The sequence below is a fragment of the Telmatobacter sp. DSM 110680 genome (genome assembly GCF_039994875.1).
In the GTDB taxonomy this organism is placed as follows: domain Bacteria; phylum Acidobacteriota; class Terriglobia; order Terriglobales; family Acidobacteriaceae; genus Telmatobacter.
Window position 1 is genome coordinate 5,643,640 of record NZ_CP121196.1, and the last position, 20,366, is coordinate 5,664,005.

The window sequence follows — 20,366 nt, forward strand, 5'->3', positions numbered from 1 at the left end:
TTGAGCAAATCACCTCGAAATTACAGGAGGTCTCTGCTTGCTGATCGACTCCCACGCCCACCTCGATAGCCCTCGCTACGCAGAGGACCGCGATGTCATGCTGCGCCATGCTGCCGAAGCAGGCGTAGGCGCGGTTTTGTCGATTGGCATTGGCGAAGGCCCGGGCGAGATGCACCAAGCAATGGATATCTGCCGGGAGTTCAATGGCAAGCCGGGCATGCCCCTTCTCTACGCCAGCGCCGGAATCTATCCTCACAATGCTGCCGAAGCCGATGACGCGGCGCAGGCCAAGCTCGATGACCTCCTCTCTCAACCTGAAGTCATCGCATGCGGCGAGATTGGTCTCGATTACTATCACGAAGGCGCGGCTCATCCTGTTCAACGCGAAGGGCTTATCTGCCAGCTAAAGATTGCTGCCGCACGCAAGCGCCCCATCCTCATCCACTGCCGACCGAAAGACGGTGCGACCGACGCATGGGATCACCTCTTCGAAGTGCTCGACGAACACTGGGCATCAACCGGCCTCGGTGGTGTAATGCACTGTTTCGGCGGGGGTTGGGAGCAGGCGCGACGCTCGCTTGATCTCGGGTTTCTCATCTCCTTCGCGGGGAATCTTACCTACCCCAAAGCACAGCCCTTACGCGACGTTGCCGCGCGCGTTCCACTCGATGGAGTGCTCGTCGAGACTGATGCGCCGTGGCTCGCTCCTAGTGCGCTCCGGGGCAAGCGGAACGAGCCCGCATTTGTGACGCAGACTGCACAGACAATGGCGGAAATTCACCAGATTTCGGCCGACGATATGGCGACAGCAACGACCAAAAACTTCGCTCGATTGTTCAACCTTCCGCTCGGCGTGGGAAACTGATAGAGTTGCACCGCCAAGAGCGAACCTCCAGCAACCCAGGCATTTGAAGGAACTGAATTTATGGCCCAGGAAAATTCATTCGATATCGTCAGCAAAGTCGACATTCAGGAAGTGCGCAACGCTATCGATCAGGCAATGAAAGAGATCCGCCAGCGCTTCGATTTGAAAGACAGCCACTCCGAGATCAACCTTGAAGGTGCCGACACCATTCAGATGGCTTCTGCGAACGAGTACAAACTCGAAGCCATCAAAGAAATTCTCGGACAGAAACTCGTGAAACGTGGTGTCTCGCTGAAAAACCTTACCCACGGTAAGGTTGAGCCAGCCATGGGCCAGAGCGTGCGCCAGAAGATCACGCTGCAGCAGGGGATCCCTACTGAAAAGGCCAAGGAAATTGTGCGTATCGTCAAGGACTCAAAAAAGAAGGTGCAGGCGAGCATTCAAGGCGATAGTGTGAGAATATCGGGCAAAGACCGAGACGATCTTCAGGCCATCATCGCCGCATTGCGGGGCAAGGACCTCGGTGTGGAACTGACCTTCACGAACTACCGCACGAACTGATACGCGAGATTCGGAGACCATTGAGCACTCTGGCAATAGCGACGGCTAAAGAGGTTTTCGAACTGCTGCGAGAAGACCTCGTAGCGATCGAGCAGGAGTTGGGGCGTGACGCGGCCTCCAGTGTCAGCACCATCACCGAAATTGCAGAGTACCTGCGCGAGGGCGGCGGCAAACGCATTCGTCCTTCCCTGCTGCTTCTGGCCGCGCATCTGCTGGACTACCAGGGACCGAGCGCCATCCGCCTCGGCGCAGTTGTCGAGATGGTCCACACCGCAACGCTGGTGCACGACGACATCATCGACGGCGCATCCATTCGCCGCGGACGCCCATCGCCCAACACTACCTGGGGCAACGAAAAATGCGTTCTCGCCGGCGACTGGCTCTACATGCAGGCTTTCAAGGTTGCGCTCGAAGAGAAGAATCTGCGCGTTCTCGATCTTCTCATCAACCTGACGCAGCAGATGGTCGAAGGCGAATTGCTGCAGATTCAAAAGCTGGGCAAAGCCGTATCTGAAGCCGAGTACTACGACCTGATCTTCCGCAAAACAGCTTGCTTGTTTTCAACCTCCATGCGCCTCGGTGCGGTGCTGGCGGGCTCGACGGAAGCGCAGGAAGAAAAACTGGCAGCGTACGGGCGCGCCGTTGGCCTGTCTTTCCAAATTGTCGATGACGTTCTCGATCTAACTGCGACTGAAGAAGTGCTGGGTAAGCCTGTAGCCAGTGATCTGCGTGAAGGAAAGACGACGCTCGCCGTCATCCACGCATTCGATCACGGTACCGCGCGCGAACGCCAAACCATTCAGCGCGTCCTCGACGATCGCAGCTTTGAGTATGTGAGCCGCGAACAAATCCGCGAAATCCTGCGCCGCAACGGATCAGTCGAATATGCAATGGCCGCTGCGGATCGCTACGCGGAGCAATCGCGTCAGGCGCTTGCTTCCCTCCCCGATTCGGATTTCAAACGTGCGTTGCTCTGGGTTCCGGACTTCGTTGTGGCGCGCGACAAATAAAAGTAATCAAAAACCCTTGCTTAAGCCTCAATCCCCGGAGGTGAGCCTTGCCCGAAGAAGCCAAGGAAGTCTGGAAGCAGGTTGATCAGTATTTTGTCGATGCTTTGATCGCTCCCAGTGAAAGATTCGACTTCGCGCTCGAAGTAAATCGCAAAGCCGAACTCCCTGCAATCGATGTGACCTCGCTCCAGGGAAAATTTCTTGAAGTACTCGTTCGTGGGACCTCATCGAAGCGCATTCTCGAAATCGGTACGCTGGGCGGGTACAGCACCCTGTGGCTCGCCCGCGCGATTCCAGACGACGGCATCGTCATGACCCTCGAACTGGAACCGCACCATGCACAAATCGCAAAGCAGAATCTTGAAGCCGCCGGTTTTGCAGATCGAATTGACCTGCGCATCGGTCCCGCTGCTGACACCCTTGCAGCCCTGGTCAAAGAACACGCTGCCGCGTTCGACTTCATCTTCATCGATGCTGATAAAGCCAGCTATCCCGAATACCTGCAATGGTGTCTAAAGCTCTCCCGGCCTGGAACGCTCATTTTTGCCGACAACGTGGTTCGCGACGGAAAGGTCATTGATGGCGGCCATCGCGATCCAAACATCCAGGGGGTTCGACGTTTTACTGAGATGGTATCTGCGGAACCGCGACTCAGCGCGACGGCACTTCAAACGGTAGCCGGCAAAGGCTACGATGGCTTCATCATTGCTGTCGTACTTCATTAAAAAGCGCAACGGCTCAACATTGAATCGCGGATCGCAATTTACAACTGTTCAGAAACGAACAGTCCACAATAATTCGCGCTGAATCGCTTCTGGCGCATGTATCCTCAGCACGTCCGCAAAATCCCGCAGAACTGCGCATCGTCTCCCGCTGGTCAGTTCGAAGAAGGAAAATTTTCAATGTTGATTACTGCTTCATCTCGTCTTCGTCCGTTGATCCTGTTTGCGTATTATTCTTTCGCGTTCGTTCTCGCTTTGGCCACTTGTGCCGGCCACTTGAACACCGTTTATGCGCAGGCATCTCCCGCATCCGCCCAACCTGCTCCTGCCAGCAAACAAGCAGCACCCGTTTCCCCGCACGATATCGCCGACACGTGGCAAGGCACGTTGCATGCCGGCCAGGACTTGCGCACAGTCGTCAAAATTACCAAAGACGATAAGGGCGCCTATAAAGGTGTCTTCTACAGCCTCGATCAGGGCGGTCAGCCGATCAACCTCGATTCCGTTACGCTCAATGGCCAGGATGTGAAGTTCGTCCTGAAACTCGCCGGGCTTACCTACGAAGGAAAGCTCAGTGCAGACGGAAAGACAATTGACGGAGCCTCGAGTCAAGGCGGTGGTTCGCTGCCCTTGGTTCTCACGCGCGCCACGCCAGAAACTGCATGGGAAATTCCCAAACCGCAGCCACCGCCCAAGCCCATGGCAGCGGACGCCGATCCTAGCTTTGAAGTAGCCACCATCAAGCCCAACAACACCGGCGCGACCAGCATGCAGGGATTGGTTATTCGCGGCCGGAAGTTCTTGACTCGCGCTTCATCGCTGGGCGATCTGATCTCTTTTGCCTACGAAGTACAAGCCAAGCAAATCGTGAATGCACCCGACTGGCTCGACAAGGACCGCTACGACATCGAGGCTGTGCCTGAACAAGAAGGCGTTCCAAATCCGGAACAGATCAGGATCATGATTCGCAAACTGCTCGCCGACCGTTTCGCGCTCAAATTCCATCACGACAAACGCGATATGTCAGCCTACGTGTTGACAGTTGGCAAGGATGGACAAAAGTTGAAACCAACCCAGCTTCAGGGCAATCTGCCGGGTATCGGCATTAGACCGGGTACTGGCGGCATCACCCTGAACATGGCCAACGCCACGGTCTCGGATTTCACTGGCTTCCTGCAGATTCTCGTTCTCGACCGGCCAGTCGTGGACAAAACTGGAATCCAGGGCCGTTACGACTACCAGTGCACGTTCACGCCCGATGATTCCCAGTTCGGCGGACATCCGCCACCGATGCCCAATCAAGGAAACAAGGACGGATCTACCGATACTGCCGCAGCTGCAGCCCCTAGCCTCTACGACGCGGTGCAGCAAGAGCTTGGACTCAAACTTTCCGCGGAAAAAACCTCTGTAGACGTCATCGCGATTGATCACGTAGACAAGCCATCAGCGAACTAGACGGCGAACGCGCGAATCGTGCCTGCTTGACCATCACAAACAGTTGTGGTATCTATTACTACATCTGTAGGAGATCAAGTGGTGCCAGCGAAGCTGTCGAAACTCGAATTCAAAATCATGGAGACGCTTTGGGCAAGAAACGAGTGCTCCATACGTGATATTCAGGAGTCCTTTCCAGCAAAGAAGCGTCCGGCGTATACGACTATTCAGACGACTGTGTACCGCATGGAAGCCAAAGGGGTCGTACATCGCCTGAAGAAGGTTGGGAACTTCCATATATTTGCCCCGGCAATCTCCCGGGATGCCGCGCAACGACGTCTAATGGATGATCTCCTGTCACTTTTCGGTGGACGCGGACAGCCGGTTATGACCCACTTGATTGAATCGGGCAAGTTGTCACTGGAAGACGTGCAAGAGGCAGAGCGGCTTTTGCGCAATTTCAAGAAGGAGCAGAAATCATGACCGAAGGATTCTTTGCGCCTGCATGGACCCCGCCGCTGATCGCTGCTGTGATCAATCATCTCTGGCAATCGACGTTTCTGGTTCTGGTCGCGTGGATGTTAACCCTCACGCTGCGACCTAATCCCGCGCGCGTTCGTTACGTAATCTGGATGATCGCTTCGCTCAAGTTTCTGTTCCCATTTGCCCTCTTGGGCGGCCTTGGCGCACGCTGGGCCACGCCTCACATGGTTTCTCAATCCGCTCCTTCGCTCTCCGTCATCGTTGAGCAGATTAGCCAGCCATTCCACGCGGTGCGGATTCCCCCCGCCGGCGCTGCCACAGTCACTCTGCCGGATCGCTCATCCCACGTGATGTGGATGTTATTTGTTGCAGTGTGGATTTGCGGGTTCGTCACAATGCTTGCCAGATGGATTGTGCGTTGGCGGCATGCTGCAAGAATGGCACGAAATGCCGAGCCTATTGCCGACGGCCGCGAATTCGATGCTCTGCGCCTCGCAGAGCGTAACGCGAAGATTGAGCGGCCAATTCCGCTGGTCTTTTCACCAACCGAAGTGGAGCCGGGAATCTTTGGGATACGCAGGCCGGTATTGATTTGGCCGGCTGGCCTCTCTCAACATCTCGACGATGCGCAGATTGAAGCCATCATGTCTCACGAGGTCGAACACGTCTCCCGCCGCGACAACTTAAGCGCTGCAATTCACGCACTGGTCGAGGCTCTCTTCTGGTTTCACCCGGTGGTGCGATGGATGGGCACGAAGCTGAACGAAGAACGCGAGCGTGCATGCGATGAGCGTGTGCTGGAGCGTAATGCGCTTCCTGAAGCCTATGCTGACAGCATTCTCAAAGTCTGCGCATACTGCCTTGAGCCACCGAGCCCCTGCGTTTCCGGCATTTCCGGAGCAGATCTGAAAGACCGCATCCTGCGAATCATGGCCAAACGATCGGGAACAGCTCTAAACTCCTGGAGAAAAATCGCGCTTGCGTCTGTAGCTATTCTCGCGCTGGCAATGCCCATTGGAATCGGAGTGGTGCACGGACAAGCTGCAGCAGGTGAAACCAGCAACTCAGCGCACACTCCGGCAAACTCCGCAGAACTCCCAAAGTACGATGTGGCCAGCATCAAGCCGTACAAAGCCGACGACCGGCGGGTCAGGATGATGCTCACTCCTGACGGAGTGTCCCTTCAAGGGGCGCCAATGCGATTACTACTCCCGCAAGCGCTTGGCGTTGAAGAAGACCGCATTCTGGGCGAACCCGCATGGGTCAAGTCAGTTCGCTATGACATCGAAGCCAAGGTTGAGCCAGACAACGCGCCAAAGCTCAAGGACCTGAAGGTAGAACAACGCAATGCGATGATGTTGCAACTGCTCGTGGACCGGTTCAATCTGAAGTATCACTACGAGCAGAGGGAATTGCCGATGTATGCCCTCGTGGTGGCCAAAGACGGATTGAAGATGAAGCAGACCAAGGCTGATCAGGATGATCCCGGCGCGAATGCACCGCGGCCGGGCGATGCGCCGAGACCGGGCGATGGCGGGCCGCCACAGGGCAGACACATGATGACGATGAATCCCGGTCACCTTGAGTCTACGGGCACGTCCATCGATATGCTGGCACATGTGCTCTCGCGCCAACTGGGCAGGACGGTAGTCGATAAGACAGGGCTGACTGGCGAATACGATTTTGCGTTGGATTACACACCGGATAACATTCCGATGCCCCCTCATGGTTCGTCGGATGGTGGACGACAGCCTGAGATGCAGCCCGACCAGGGAAAGCCGTCGCTCTTCACCGCTGTTGAAGAGCAGCTTGGGTTAAAGCTCGAGGCAACAAAAGGCATGGTAGACGTGATCGTGATTGATCACATCGATCCGCCGACAGAGAATTGACGGCCAAAACATCGAAGAGGCAAGTTCCTAAGAAGGCAGAAAGCATAGACTCGGTCAAAATAGTTGCCGGAACTCTTCGGAGAGATTGACTGGTTACCGGAGTGAGTCGATGAAGCAGTGGCGCTGGTACTCAAAATTAGTCATTGCCGCGCTTGTCTGCCTCTGTAGCTCACAATTTGTCCGCGCCTCTGAATACTTCGGCAAGGTCACCTATGGCGGTCTCCCCGTCCCCGGCGCCACTGTAACCGCCGCACAGGGTACAACGACGATCAGCATAACCTCCGACGAAGGGGGCGTTTTCCGTTTCGACGACCTTCCCGACGGACAGTGGAAGATCCAAATCAGAATGTTTTGCTTCGAAAGTCTCGAAGCCGATGTGACGATTGCGCCCAAAATGCCTGCAGCAAAATTTGAACTCAAGCTTCTGCCTGCAGATCAGTTGAAAGCGCTGGCAACCGCGCCTCCGCCTCAGCCCGCGGCACCGAAGCCTGCTCTGCAGGTCGCAGAAAAAAAACCTGAGAACGGCGCAGGGCAGGCACCGCAAGAGATGCCGAAACCTCCCGAAGACGCAAATCAGCAAAGCTCCGATGGCTTCCTGGTCAATGGCAGCGTCAATAACGCCGCAACTTCGCAGTTCTCGTTGAATCAGGCCTTCGGCAATCGTCGCTTCAATACCAAGAGCCTGTACAACGGCGGCTTCGGACTCATTCTCGATAACTCGGCGCTCGATGCGCGCCAGTATTCGCTCAGCGGATTTTCAACGCCTAAGCCGGTCTACGATCGCATCACCGCAGGGTTTACGATCGGTGGTCCGCTGAAGATTGCGCATCTGCTCCCGCGCGGACCAAACTTCTTTGTCGGCTACCAGTGGACCCGCAACCACACCGCGCAAACCGACTCCGCACTGGTTCCCACTCTTGACGAACGTGCCGGCATCATCAATGGCACAACGTTTCCGGTCAGTCCGCAGGCCGACGCGCTGCTACAGCTATATCCGCTGCCTAACATTACCGGCAATCCCTCTTACAATTTCCAGATCCCCGTGCTGAACAGCAGTCATCAGGACAGCTTACAATCCCGTCTCGACAAGACAATCGGTCGCCGCGATCAACTCTACGGCAACTTCAATTTCCAAAGCACGCGTGCCGATGGCGTCAATCTCTTTCGCTTCGTCGACACCACAGATATTTTGGGATTCAACACCAACGTCAACTGGTCGCACCGTTTAAATCAGCATCTCTTCCTTTACGCGGGATATCATTTCAGTCGTCTGCGCACACTGGTGCGACCAGAATTTGCAAACAAGCAGAACATCTCGGGTGCGGCCGGAATTGGCGGCAACGATCAGACACCCGCAAACTGGGGTCCGCCAGCACTCAGCTTCTCGAGTGGGATCGCGGCTCTTTCCGACGGGCAGAGTACCTTCAATCGCAATCGCACCGACGGATACTCCGCCTCGATCGGAATGTATCGTGGTCATCACAACATCACCATTGGCGGCGATTTCCGCAAGCAGCAATACAATGACTATTTTCAGCAGGACCCGCGCGGCAGCTTCACCTTCACGGGTGCGGCGACTGGATCAGATTTCGCGGACTTTATCACCGGGGTTCCCGATGCCAGTTCCATCGCATTCGGCAATGCAGATAAGTACTTTCGTGAGCCGGTCTACGATGCATACGCCACTGACGACTGGCGCGTCCTGCCGATTCTCACCATCAACGCCGGGATGCGCTGGGAATACGGTGCGCCGATAACGGAATTGAAGGATCGCCTCGTGAATCTGGATGTCTCATCAGGATTCGCGCAGGCCGCACCGGTGCTGGCTTCGAATCCGGTCGGATCCGTGACCGGGCAGACGTATCCAAGCTCGCTTGTGCGCCCAGATCGGCTTGGCATTGAGCCGCGTATCGGTCTTTCCTGGCGTCCCATTCCTGCATCGACAATCGTCATCCGCGCGGGATATGGCGTCTATGACGACACTTCTGTTTATCTGTCGCCCATGCTTCAACTCGCGCAACAAGCGCCACTCTCAAAGAGTGTTAAAGAGCAGAACACCCCGGCGTGTCCGCTGACTCTCGCCAATGGGTTCACCCAGTGCGGCACAACCACAGCCGATAATTTCGCCATCGATCCCAACTTCCGCGTTGGTTATGCGCAGACCTGGCAGGTTTCCATCCAACGCGACTTACCCTCGGCGCTGCAGATGACAGCAACTTATCTCGGCGTCAAAGGCACCCACGGCGTCCAGCAGTTTTTGCCCAATAGCTATCCGCTCGGCGCCGCCAATCCGTGCCCCGGCTGCCCCGCGGGATTCGTCTACGAAACCTCCGGCGGTAATTCCACGCGCCAATCCGGTCAACTGCAGTTGCGTCGCAGGCTGCGCGCCGGCTTTGCCGCATCGCTGCTCTACACCTATTCGAAATCGATTGATGACGACGCAACCCTCGGCGGGCAGGGACACCAATCCACTGCTTCCCAAACCGATTTCTCCGCCGGCTCCTCGGCGATAACGTCTTCAAACGCGCAGATCGCACAGGACTGGCTCGACCTCAAAGCCGAACGCTCTCTCTCTTCCTTCGATCAGCGGCATCTCCTGAATTTGCAGGCTCAATACACCACTGGTCAGGGACTCGAAGGCGGAACGCTGCTCGGCGGCTGGCGAGGCAAACTGCTAAAGGAATGGACGATCCTTGCCCAGCTGAATGTTGGTACCGGCCTGCCCGAGACGCCGGTGATTCCCGTCGCGGTTCCAGGCACAGGTTGGATCGGATCGCTGCGTCCAAGTCTGTCTGGCGCGCCAATCTATAGCGGCCAGAATGGCGCGCACATCAATCCCGCTGCCTACACGATTCCTGTACCCGGCGCGTGGGGCACCGCAGGCAGAAACTCCATCACAGGTCCGAGTCAATTTAGTCTCGACAGCGGTATGCAGCGCACGTTTCGTCCGAGCAAACACTTCTTTCTCGACGCGCGCATCGACGCCACCAACTTGCTGAATCATGCAGTCTTCAGTAGTTGGGTCACAACGCTTGAGAGCGCACAGTTTGGTTTGCCGCAGTCGGCTGAGCCCATGCGTAGTCTGCAAGCCACCATGCGAGTGAGGTTCTAAATATGCGTAGACTCGCCGCGCTACTTCTCGCATCTATCTTCGCTATATCCTCCACTGCGCAGCAGATCGGACAGAATCGCTCCGGCGATGCACAGGACAACTACACCATGTCGGTTAAGGTGCAGCTTGTCGTCGAAGCAGTCGTCGTCAAAGACAAGCAGGGCAATCCCGTTCACGGCCTCACGGCGAAAGACTTCACCCTCACCGAAGACAACGTGCCACAGACCATCAAGTTCTGCGAGCATCAAGATCTCGCCGAAATCGCGAAGCCATTGCCTCCATCCAAACGCAGCGATGAGGATCTGAAGATCTACAAGCGGCTGGCGCGTGAAAAGATCGCGCCAGAAACCACCGACAACGAGCGCTACAAGAACCGCCGGCTGCTCGCGCTCTATTTCGACATGTCGGCCATGCGACCCGCTGACCAGTTGCGCGCCCTGCAGGCTGCTGAGCAGTTTATTCGCACCCAGATGACGTCAGTGGATCTCGTATCCCTCATGCGCTACAACGCTGGATCTGTCGATATCCTGCAGGACTTCACACAGGATCGCGATCGTCTGCTCAGTATTCTCGAGACGTTGATCGTGGGCGAAGGCCAGGAATCAGCCGAAGAAGTGGATGACGCGAGCAGCGCCGACACCGGCGCGGCTTTCGGCCAAGACGATAGCGAATTCAACATCTTCAATACAGACCGGCAGCTTTCCGCCCTGCAGACAGCTTCCCGGATGCTTGGCCAACTCAACGAAAAGAAGTCGCTCATTTATTTTGCCGGCGGAATGCGGCTCAACGGAGTCGACAACCAGGCCCAGATGCATGCCACTGTCGACGCGGCGATTAAAGCCGGGGTCACGATCTGGGCCATTGATGCCCGAGGACTTGTGGCGCAGGCCCCGCTCGGCGATGCAACTCAGGGCTCTCAGGGTAATTCCGGCGTTTACACAGGCGCCGCCGCGAACGCGGTGACGGCCAACTTCCAGTACTCGCAGGACACGCTCTACTCGCTCGCTGCCGATACCGGCGGAAAGGCTCTGCTCGATACGAACGACCTCGATCACGGAATCGTACAGGCGCAAGATTCGATCGGCGACTACTACATCATCGGCTACTACACCACTAATCCTGCACGCAACGGCCGCTTCCGTCGGGTGAAGATTGCGCTCAGCCAGAACCTCGAAGCCAAGCTCGACTACCGCCAGGGCTACTATGCCGACAAGGAATTCACTAAATTCACGGCCGTAGATAAAGAGCGCCAGCTTGAGGACGCACTGATGCTCGAAGATCCGGTCACAGAGCTCTCCATCGCCATGGAGGTCGACCACTTCCAGATCAATCGCGCGGAATACTTTGTTCCCATTGTCGTCAAGATTCCCGGTCGCGAACTCGCCCTGGCCAAACGCGGCGGAGCCGAACACACGCTCATCGACTTCGTCGGCGAAATTAAAGACATGGTCGGCGGCACAACCGTTTCAAATGTGCGCGACTTTGTGAACATCAAGCTCTCCGACGCGACAGCAGCAGAGCTCGCCCATCGTCCTATCGAATACGACACGGGCTTCACGCTGTTACCGGGCAAGTACATGATCAAATTTCTGGCCCGCGATGACGAGACTGGGCGCATCGGAACCTATCAAACAACGTTCGTAATTCCGAATCTCAATAAGGAAGACAAACGAGTTCCCATCAGTTCCGTTGTTCTCAGCAGCCAGCGCGTTGAGCTGAAGAATGCGCTCTACGATGCAGCCAAAGCTAAGGACCGCGCCAAGGACGATGCGGTAAATCCGCTCGTGCAGGACGGCAAAAAGCTGGTCCCCAGTGTGACCCGCGTCTTCAACCAGAATCGGGACATTTACGTCTACCTTCAGGCCTACAAACCTCCTCCTCCTGCGGCTTCCGGCACCATGCCAACTACGCCGCAGCCAGCCACACAGCCGCTTATGGCATTTGTAACGCTGTACTCCAATGGCGCTGAAGCATTGAAGACGCAGCCGATCGCAGTTGCGCCGAACTCTGCGACGCGCCTTGGTATAACTCCTTTGAACTTCGACCTCAGCGCCGCCAGCCTCAAACCGGGCCAATACGAATGCCAGGTCACAGTTCTCGATCCCGCGACTAGCAAAGCCGCTTTCTGGCGCGCTCCGATAGTCATCGCACAGTAATCCGCTAGATCCACTCCCCCGGCCCATTTCCGTTCTCGTGTGACCAAAGTCGCTGCTGATTGCTCGCCAATTCAGTAGCCTGCTCACAAGAGAAGAACTTTATGAGCGCCCAACCTGTGCAACTGCCGCCGCCCTCATCCAAAAAGAAACCCCTAGTCCGGCGCCTTTCGCCCGATCAATCTCAAAGCACGCGTCACATCGTGCAGGGATTGTTTCTACTTCTGAACGGCTGGCTCGGATTGCAGTTCTTCCTCTGGGCACGCTACTTTGAGCGCGGAGGCTCGGGGATGTTCGTTCCCCGGCCGGCGGGAGTCGAAGGCTGGCTTCCCATCGCCGGCCTGATGAACACCAAGTATCTCTTCCTCACCGGTCATGTCCCAGCCATCCATCCAGCCGCCATGTTCCTCTTCATCGGCTTCATGCTGATGAGCCTTCTGCTAAAGAAAGCCTTTTGCGCGTGGCTATGCCCTGTAGGCACCTTCTCTGAATTTCTCTGGAAACTCGGCCGCCGCGTATACGGCCGCAACCTGCACCCGCCACGCTGGGCCGACATCGCACTTCGGAGCCTGAAATATGTGCTGCTCGGCCTGTTCGTCGCGGTCATCGCCGCCATGTCCGCCTCAGCGCTTGAAGACTTCATGGCGACGCCGTACGGCATTGTAGCCGATGTCAAGATGCTGAACTTCTTCCGCGACATCGGAATCACTGCCGCCGTCGTCATCGGCCTCCTCGTGTTGCTCTCAACGCTGGTGCAGAATTTTTGGTGCCGTTATCTTTGTCCCTACGGCGCCCTCATGGGATTAGCTTCGCTGCTCAGCCTTGTCAAGATCCGGCGCGATCAGGAAGCCTGCGTCGATTGCGGCAAGTGCGCCAAGGCGTGCCCCGCCGGAATCGCGGTAGACAAGCTCGTCCAAGTTCGCACCGTCGAATGCACCGCATGCATGGAGTGCGTGGCCGTCTGCTCCGCGCAGAATGCGCTGCAACTGGCGCTTCCACCGCGAAAGGCTAGCACGCCGGCAGAGCGCTGGCGACGACGCGTGCTTACTCCGCTAACCGTTTGCGGAGTGCTCGCGTACATCTTCTTCGGCCTGGTTCTCTTCGCCCGCACCACCAATCACTGGAAGACCGACCTGCCAAGATCGGTCTACATGCAGTTGGTGCCTCGCGCCAATCAGCTGACGCACCCCGGCATGTAGGTCGGCGCTCAGAGCGTGGGTTCGGAGCGAAAGGATTAGAATGCTCTGCAATGGATCCGCGCATCGAAAAGATTCGCCAGCTTCTTAACGAACTGGATGTAGAGACCGCGAATGCTCCCAAGGGAGACGCTGGATTCTCAGCGCTCGAATTGCCCGACATCATCGGCGAAATCGTCGATGACCTGCAACCGATCCTGACCGCCTATGACGCTGCTTTCTACTGGTTTCTCTTTCGCCATTCCATTGCGAAGGACGGCAATCCGCAAATCCGCGTAAGCCGCAGCAGCTTGCGGCGTGCGGTGGTGAAGTCGTCCTACACAAACGCCGCCGAAAACAATATTTCGATTGGCAAAGTGCAGGACACGCTGCATGCACTCGAAGAGATCGGCGCAATCCAGAAACTTGGCGAACCTAATCGCCAGGGAACCCTCTATCGCGTCCTCATCCCCGACGAGATCGAGGCATGTCGCAAGTTTCGCGCCGAACGCATCGCTGAAGAGACAGCCTTATTCCCCATCAACAACAAGGGACAGCACGAACGGCGCATGCAGGTTTTCGAGCGGGACGGCTACAAGTGCCGCCATTGCGAGAAGCAGCTCACGCGCTTCACCGCGACAACAGATTATGTGAAGTCTCCTCAAGAAGGGGGAGACGAGAGCGCTGAGAATCTGCTTACCACCTGCGCCGATTGCAATTCCCGCTCGCGAGAAAATGCTTCGTAATGGATGAATGAATGGCAAATGGAGCCCAACTTGCTCAGGTTTTGGTTACTTCTAACGCATCCGCAGATGTTGAATCGGCCAAAGCTTCCGGAACTGTTCTTGACAATCGAGCGCTGACTCCTCAGTATCATCAGCACACTGAGATTGCCCAAAGCCAGAGCTGAGAACTAGCAACATAGGTTTCTCAGTTTTGAGCCGTCGTTTGCCATGCTTGGCCATTCGGCTAGTCGAAATGAAATGCAACGGTATCCCGGGTCAGATCACTACATGGAAAACACTGATCACTCTCATCACGAAAGGATTGTGGATGAATCGAGATACAAAAGCAGCATTTGTCTTGACGCTGTCCTCTATTTTTATTAGCGGCTGCTGCCAGACTGGTTCTCCCTGCGAAAATACATCCATTGGCCCCAGCACTGGTGAAATAGTTGGAGTTGCCGTAGGCGCTGTTGCTGGGACTGCTGTAGTGGTTGGGACCATCGTCGCAGTCAATCACGACCGCCACACCTTGAAGGGATGTGTCTCGTCAGAGCCCGGTGGTCTTCAGCTGACAAGAGACTCGGACAAGAAGGTCTTTTCCCTGACCGGGGCGTCCGCTGGTATCAGACTAGGCGAAAAGGTCAAGCTGCATGGAACAAAACAGAAGCAACGGAAAGGTACCCCAGGCAATCAACAGTTCTTCGTCGAAAAAGTGACGAAAGACTTGGGACAGTGCCAAGTCTCCATGTCCGCGCCTCCTCCAGGTTCCGCGCCAAGTCACTAAGGTTCCATCCATGCACAGCGAGCAGAGCGCGGCCGCGCCAGCTCTGCAAATTACCTTGTCATTGCAGATTCACGAGGTTTCGTTAGAAAGGGTGAGTTCGGTAACTCGTAAGGCTCTGCATGACGGCAGACCGTTAGCACGCGGGAAGCTACGTTGTCGGGTGTGCCCGATGCTCCGGCATCAGCTTTCGCAGTGCGTCTGCATAGTGTTCGGGAAGTGCTTTGCGCTTCAACTGGTCATCGCAGACAACATGCACCGTTTCGCCTTCCGCCAGCAAGGTCGGCTTCGCGCCATCTGCTCCCTTGCGCAAGATTCGATAGGCAAACTTCAGCACCGATCCGCGTAGCATCGCAGGATGCGTCTCAATCAGAATTTCGTCGTCATATTTCGCGGGGGAACGATAGCGGCACGTAGCTTCCACTACGGGAAGAATGCACTCGTGCTCTTTCTCCAGTTGGCTGTATGCGAGACCGAGCGAGCGCAGCAGTTCCACGCGTCCCAGTTCAAACCAGACCAGATAATTCGCGTAATAGACAATACCCATCTGGTCGGTCTCTGCATAACGCACGCGCACCTGGTGGGTAATGACTGGCATAGCTTCTTCAGTGGTCAGGGTTCAGTGGTCAGAAAACCCAAGGCCCTAAAACTTTGAACTAAGAACTGTGAACTGAAAACTGTCTTCAGGGTTTGAGGTGCGAGAAGATCTGCAGTTTGCTGAAGTCGTTGAACATGATGAACGCGAAGAACGCCACCAGCACCACAAAGGCGGCCTGGTAGATGCGCTCTTTCACAATCATGCTGATGTCGCGCCGCATGATGCTCTCAATCATCAGCAGCAGGATCAATCCCCCGTCGAGGATTGGAAATGGCAGGAGGTTCAGGATGCCGAGATTGAGGCTGATGCCAGCGGCAAGTTCAAACTTGGCCAGCCAGTAGCGTTCCTTGACTGCCTGACCTGCTGCGACCGCGATGCCCACCGGGCCGGAAAGCTGCTTCACCGAAACCTGGTGTGTGAGCACCTTCTTCAGCACGTTCACAATCATCAGCGAGCCATCCGCGCAGAAGTCTCGCGATTCCTTGACAGCGCTCACAAAAGTCATCGGCTCGGTCCGAACTGGCACTTCTCCGGGCAGTTCCGGGAGGAAGCCGAGGCGCCAGCCCCCTTCCTGAACATACGGATGAACCGTGATCGGCGGCAGCATTACTCCTTTGCGATCGATCGCAAGGACCAAGGGACTGCCCTTCCCCGTCTGCATGTAATCCACCAGCGGAAAGACCGTATGGAAGGCATGGCCATCGACGGAGATAATCTTGTCGCCGGACTGCAGACCCGCATTCTGGGCCGGCGAATTGGGACTGACCTGGTCGATCTGGATCGGAGTCTGGGTGTACTGCACAAAGATGCCGGCTTTACTCAGGTCATCGCGCATTGCATCGATGGTGCCCGGCAGATGGATGAATGTCTGCAGACTTGCGCCATTGCGATTTACGGTGACTGGAACGGTCTTATTTGTGTTCTCTCCGACAAGATCGTGGAACTTCTGGTAGTCGGGATTCGCGGTATTGTCGAAAGCCGCAACGGTGTCGCCCGGCTTCAGGCCAGCCTGGTCGGCTGCTGAGCCGGGAGTGACCCATTCGAGCTTTGTGGTCCGGATATCCGGCACTTCGTTAATGAAGTTGAAGTAGAACAGCATCAGCACGAACGCAAGAATGAAGTTGAAGACCGGGCCTGCCACGCCAATCAGCATGCGTTGCCAGCGGGGATGGTTCATGAACGAGCCAGGGTCGTCCACCAGTGCTTCTTCAGAATGAACATCGTCTGGATCTTGATCGTTGAGCCGTTCCGCCGCCTGGATACCCACAGGCGTGCCGGGAACCATGGCGACTTCGCCGGGGTTCTCGCCCGTCATCTTCACAAATCCGCCAAGTGGCAGCAGGCAGACCTTGTAGTCGGTGTCTCCGTAGCGAATGCCGAAAAGGCGCGGTCCAAATCCAACCGAGAAGGCCTCGACGCGAACTCCACAGTGTTTCGCGGCCAGAAAGTGGCCAAGTTCGTGCACCACTACCATCAAGCCGACGAGGACGATGAAAGCTACAGCGGAAACAAGAAAGTCATGCATAAACGAGAGAATTCAGACCTCACAAATGGCGCGACCCAGCGCAGCAAAGTTTCGGACTCAGCCAACTAGCGCGCTAGCCTTGGCACGCGCTTCCCGGTCCGATGCGAGCACCTCGGCGATGGTTGCGGGGTGCGACTCCGGCGTGGACGCAAGCACTTTTTCAATTGTACCCGGTATGCCGTTAAAGGGGATTTTGCGCTCCAGGAACGCTTCTACGGCCACCTCGTCGGCAGCATTTAGGGCGATGCAATGAGCGCCCCCCTTTTCGGCTGCTTCGTAAGCCAGGCGCAAGCAGGGAAAGCGCTCGAAATCCGGTTCCTCAAACTCGAGATGCCGTAGAGCAGCAAGATCAAAGGTCAAAGTCGATGCCGGACGCTCGGGAAAAGCGAGTGCGTACAGAATCGGCAACCTCATATCCGTCACTGAGATCTGCGCCAGGATTGACCCATCCACATATTCCACCAGCGAGTGGACCGTCGACTGCGGATGCACCGTGACCCGCACCTTGTCCGGGGGAACGTCGAACAGCCTGCAGGCCTCAATGATCTCCAGCCCCTTATTCAGCATGGTGGCCGAATCAATGGTGATCCGACGCCCCATCACCCACGTCGGGTGCTTCAACGCCTCTTCCGGGGTGATGTGCGCAAACTCGGCCAGCGGCGTCTTCCGGAACGGGCCGCCTGAAGCTGTCAGCCAGATCGTCTTCACCTCGGCATGAGCGCCGACCCGCATGCACTGGTGTACCGCGTTGTGTTCGCTGTCGATCGGTAAAATCGGGACATTTCTTTCGCGGGCGGCAGCCGTCAAAATCTCTCCCGCGGCGACCATGCATTCCTTGTTGGCCAGTCCAACGGGCTTGCCAGCAAGAATCGCCGCATGGGTAGCTTCAAGGCCGGCGACTCCGACAATCGCTGAAACCACAAAGTCCGCCTCGGGGTGGGTGGAGCAGGCCACAGTTCCCGGCGCTCCCCAGACGACTTCGGTATCGGTCGCTCCCGCCTTCTTCAGCCGGGCTCGCAACTCGTCCGCTGATTCTTCCGTCGCCAGCGAGACCAGCTTCGGACGCCATCGCAGTGTCTGCGCAAAGGCTTCGTCGACATTGCGTCCAGCGGCCAAGGTCGCTACCTGGTAGCGGTCGGCAAACTGCTCAACAATGGAGAGGGTGCTCTGTCCGATTGAGCCGGTAGAACCGAGAATGGCAAGTCGTTTCAACGTTCTTCTAAGACCATTGATATCAATAACAAATAGACAAATGTGGCCGACTAAAACCGCAGGCGGATAACCTGAGCGTACCACAGCACCGGAGCAGCCAGCAGGAGGGCGTCGATGCGGTCAAGAATGCCTCCATGCCCCGGAAGAAGCGTCCCTGAATCCTTTACACCCGCTGATCGCTTCAGCGCAGATTCAGCAAGGTCGCCCACCTGCGCAGCCACGTTTACGATCACCGCCAGAACCAGCCAATACCACATGGGCGCATCGGCAAACGACAGCTTTACTGAATTCCACTGCGTCAGATACGAGCTCAGGCCCAGAAGGATTCCCGCCACCGCTACCGCGCCTACCACTGAACCAATCGCTCCGGCCCAGGTCTTGTTGGGACTGAGGTTCGGAGCCATCTTGCGTTTTCCGAACGCCCGCCCGGCGTACATCGCCACCGTATCGCCAGCCCACACCGTTAGAAACAGAAATGCCAGCAAAGATGGGCCATTCGATGCCTCCCGCAACATCGGCAGGGGGATCAAGGTAAGTCCGAGATAGAACAGTGCAAATACTGACACGGTCGCATCGGTTAGCACTCGCTCAACCGGCGAAGCAAAGGTGCAATAGACCAGCAAGACAATCGACAGCAATCCAAACAGGGTGGCGGTTTCATCAGGCCACTGGAAGTTACCCATGAAGAGCAGACCGATGGTTCCCAGTGTCAGCACCTTAGGAGGCTTGGCTCCTCGATGCTCCGTGAGCGCGAGAAACTCCCAGGCGGCGAGCATTGCGACCGCGGCAACCACCAGCGTAATCAGCCACATGGGGCCGAGAAACACCAGCGCCAGCACAAGTGGCGCCAAAACCAGTGCAGTGAGAACTCGTTTCATTCCAGGGTTGAGAATACACCGCCGAGGCGGCCATCCGAGTCGATCTTCTCCCTCTAACGCACCGGCCATTCCCACTTCGGAGTGCTGAAAAGGGTGGCGCCCGCCAGCACGGTTTCGCCGAACGACTTCTCCAGGTGCAGCCGATTGCACTTCGCTTCAAATGCTTTGATGAGAACTGGCGAATGGGACACGACGATTAGTTGCGCTACTTCGGCCGCATGGATAATGAGCCGAGACAGTGCTGGGAGAAGATCAGGATGCAGACTGGTCTCCGGCTCGTTCAGGACCATCAACTCCGGAGGTCGCGGCGTCAGCAGCGCTGCCGTCCAAAGCAGATAACGCAGGGTGCCGTCGGATAATTCAGCAGCGGAAAGCGGCCGCAGAAGACCATGCTGGCGCAATTGCACCTCGAAACGGCCATTCTGCACATCAATTTCAATGCGGCTGCCGGGAAACGCGTCCTCAATGGTGCGATCCAGCGCCTCTGCGTCGCCAAAAATGCGAATCGTCTGCAACGCCGCCGGAAGATCCGTGCCGTCGTTGTTCAGGACCGGCGTAAAGGTCCCTACCTGAGAGACGCGCACTGGCGAAGCAGCATCCGTGCGGAATCCTTCGTAAAACCGCCACCCTCGAATTGACTCCCGCACCGCCAGCATCTCCGGAGCTCGCTGCGGGTCGGCGATCGTCGCCAGCATACTGTCGGTTGAGCTCAGTTCCTTGGTCAGGAAGGTGGGCTCATCATGCTTTGCGGTCTTCGCGGGCGTCACCTGTACCAGTCGATTGTTACGATCGACAAGAACAGAAGCCCTGCGATAAATACCGCCATGCCAGATACATTCGCGTTTGATGGCTGGGTCCAGCGGAAATGCCGTCTGCGCCGGCGGAGGATATCCAAGATCGATGCAGTAGCTGTAGGGATCGCCTGCGAATCCCAGTTTCAGGCTGACGGACTTCTGCCGCGGGGTCCCTTCAACCTTGTGCTCGCCCATCCGGACACTTCGCGCAATCTTCTCAGGACCGGCCCACAACGTCGACGGCAGTCCACCCTCGCGCGCCAACGAAGCCACGACGGTGTTCAACGCCGCATCGCCGAGCAGCCGAAGAGCGCGATACAGGCTGGACTTGCCGGTTCCGTTGGCTCCCGTTACCAGGTTCAGTTGCCCAAGCGGCAGCACCAGATTGCGCAGAGACCGATATCCCGACACTGCAAGCGTCTGAATCATTCAACCGAAGGATACTGTCT

The 20,366-nt window shown here is 56.7% G+C and carries 16 protein-coding genes; 11 read left to right on the forward strand and 5 right to left on the reverse strand.

What is annotated here, in order from left to right:
• Window positions 1-37 precede the first annotated feature (37 nt).
• The 11 genes from P8935_RS23265 to P8935_RS23315 all read left to right on the forward strand — a co-directional run bounded on the left by P8935_RS23265 (window position 38) and on the right by P8935_RS23315 (window position 14,150).
• Complete coding sequence (locus tag P8935_RS23265; RefSeq protein ID WP_348262697.1) at window positions 38-865, forward strand: TatD family hydrolase; 828 nt, start codon at window positions 38-40, stop codon at window positions 863-865.
• Between the two features lie 60 nt (window positions 866-925).
• Complete coding sequence (locus P8935_RS23270) at window positions 926-1,426, forward strand: YajQ family cyclic di-GMP-binding protein (RefSeq protein WP_348262698.1); 501 nt, start codon at window positions 926-928, stop codon at window positions 1,424-1,426.
• A 20-nt stretch (window positions 1,427-1,446) separates the two neighbouring features.
• Window positions 1,447-2,436, forward strand: a complete 990-nt coding sequence (locus P8935_RS23275; RefSeq protein WP_348262699.1) for a polyprenyl synthetase family protein — start codon at window positions 1,447-1,449, stop codon at window positions 2,434-2,436.
• A 47-nt stretch (window positions 2,437-2,483) separates the two neighbouring features.
• A complete protein-coding gene (locus P8935_RS23280; RefSeq protein ID WP_348262700.1) occupies window positions 2,484-3,161 on the forward strand; it encodes an O-methyltransferase in 678 nt (225 codons plus the stop codon).
• Between the two features lie 177 nt (window positions 3,162-3,338).
• Window positions 3,339-4,613 carry a TIGR03435 family protein gene (locus P8935_RS23285; RefSeq protein WP_348262701.1) on the forward strand — a complete coding sequence of 425 codons (1,275 nt, stop codon included), beginning with the start codon at window positions 3,339-3,341 and terminating at the stop codon, window positions 4,611-4,613.
• Window positions 4,614-4,694: 81 nt separating this feature from the next.
• Complete coding sequence (locus P8935_RS23290; protein ID WP_348262702.1) at window positions 4,695-5,075, forward strand: BlaI/MecI/CopY family transcriptional regulator; 381 nt, start codon at window positions 4,695-4,697, stop codon at window positions 5,073-5,075.
• The gene (locus P8935_RS23295) at window positions 5,072-6,964 is read left to right on the forward strand and encodes a M56 family metallopeptidase (protein ID WP_348262703.1); all 1,893 of its coding nucleotides are present in this window, start codon (window positions 5,072-5,074) and stop codon (window positions 6,962-6,964) included. The genes P8935_RS23290 and P8935_RS23295 overlap by 4 nt, the downstream gene beginning before the upstream one ends.
• 109 nt (window positions 6,965-7,073) lie before the next feature.
• On the forward strand, window positions 7,074-10,076 hold the full coding sequence (locus P8935_RS23300) for a carboxypeptidase regulatory-like domain-containing protein (RefSeq protein ID WP_348262704.1): 3,003 nt from the start codon (window positions 7,074-7,076) through the stop codon (window positions 10,074-10,076).
• A 2-nt stretch (window positions 10,077-10,078) separates the two neighbouring features.
• Window positions 10,079-12,232, forward strand: coding sequence for a VWA domain-containing protein (locus P8935_RS23305; protein ID WP_348262705.1), 2,154 nt, complete (start codon window positions 10,079-10,081; stop codon window positions 12,230-12,232).
• 101 nt (window positions 12,233-12,333) lie between these two features.
• The gene (locus tag P8935_RS23310; protein WP_348262706.1) at window positions 12,334-13,428 is read left to right on the forward strand and encodes a 4Fe-4S binding protein; all 1,095 of its coding nucleotides are present in this window, start codon (window positions 12,334-12,336) and stop codon (window positions 13,426-13,428) included.
• A 50-nt stretch (window positions 13,429-13,478) separates the two neighbouring features.
• Window positions 13,479-14,150: an HNH endonuclease gene (locus P8935_RS23315; RefSeq protein WP_348262707.1), complete on the forward strand. Its 672-nt coding sequence runs from the start codon at window positions 13,479-13,481 to the stop codon at window positions 14,148-14,150.
• 911 nt (window positions 14,151-15,061) lie between these two features.
• Here the strand turns inward: P8935_RS23315 and P8935_RS23320 are convergent.
• From P8935_RS23320 to P8935_RS23340, 5 genes are all read right to left on the reverse strand, one after another.
• Entirely contained in the window at window positions 15,062-15,508 is a 447-nt protein-coding gene (locus tag P8935_RS23320; RefSeq protein WP_348262708.1) for a thioesterase family protein, read from the reverse strand.
• A gap of 85 nt (window positions 15,509-15,593) precedes the next feature.
• A complete protein-coding gene (gene rseP, locus P8935_RS23325; protein WP_348262709.1) occupies window positions 15,594-17,033 on the reverse strand; it encodes an RIP metalloprotease RseP in 1,440 nt (479 codons plus the stop codon).
• Window positions 17,034-17,090: 57 nt separating this feature from the next.
• Complete coding sequence (gene dxr, locus P8935_RS23330) at window positions 17,091-18,245, reverse strand: 1-deoxy-D-xylulose-5-phosphate reductoisomerase (protein WP_348262710.1); 1,155 nt, start codon at window positions 18,243-18,245, stop codon at window positions 17,091-17,093.
• Window positions 18,246-18,295: 50 nt separating this feature from the next.
• Window positions 18,296-19,123: a phosphatidate cytidylyltransferase gene (locus P8935_RS23335; protein ID WP_348262711.1), complete on the reverse strand. Its 828-nt coding sequence runs from the start codon at window positions 19,121-19,123 to the stop codon at window positions 18,296-18,298.
• A 53-nt stretch (window positions 19,124-19,176) separates the two neighbouring features.
• On the reverse strand, window positions 19,177-20,346 hold the full coding sequence (locus tag P8935_RS23340) for an AAA family ATPase (protein WP_348262712.1): 1,170 nt from the start codon (window positions 20,344-20,346) through the stop codon (window positions 19,177-19,179).
• Window positions 20,347-20,366 lie beyond the last annotated feature (20 nt).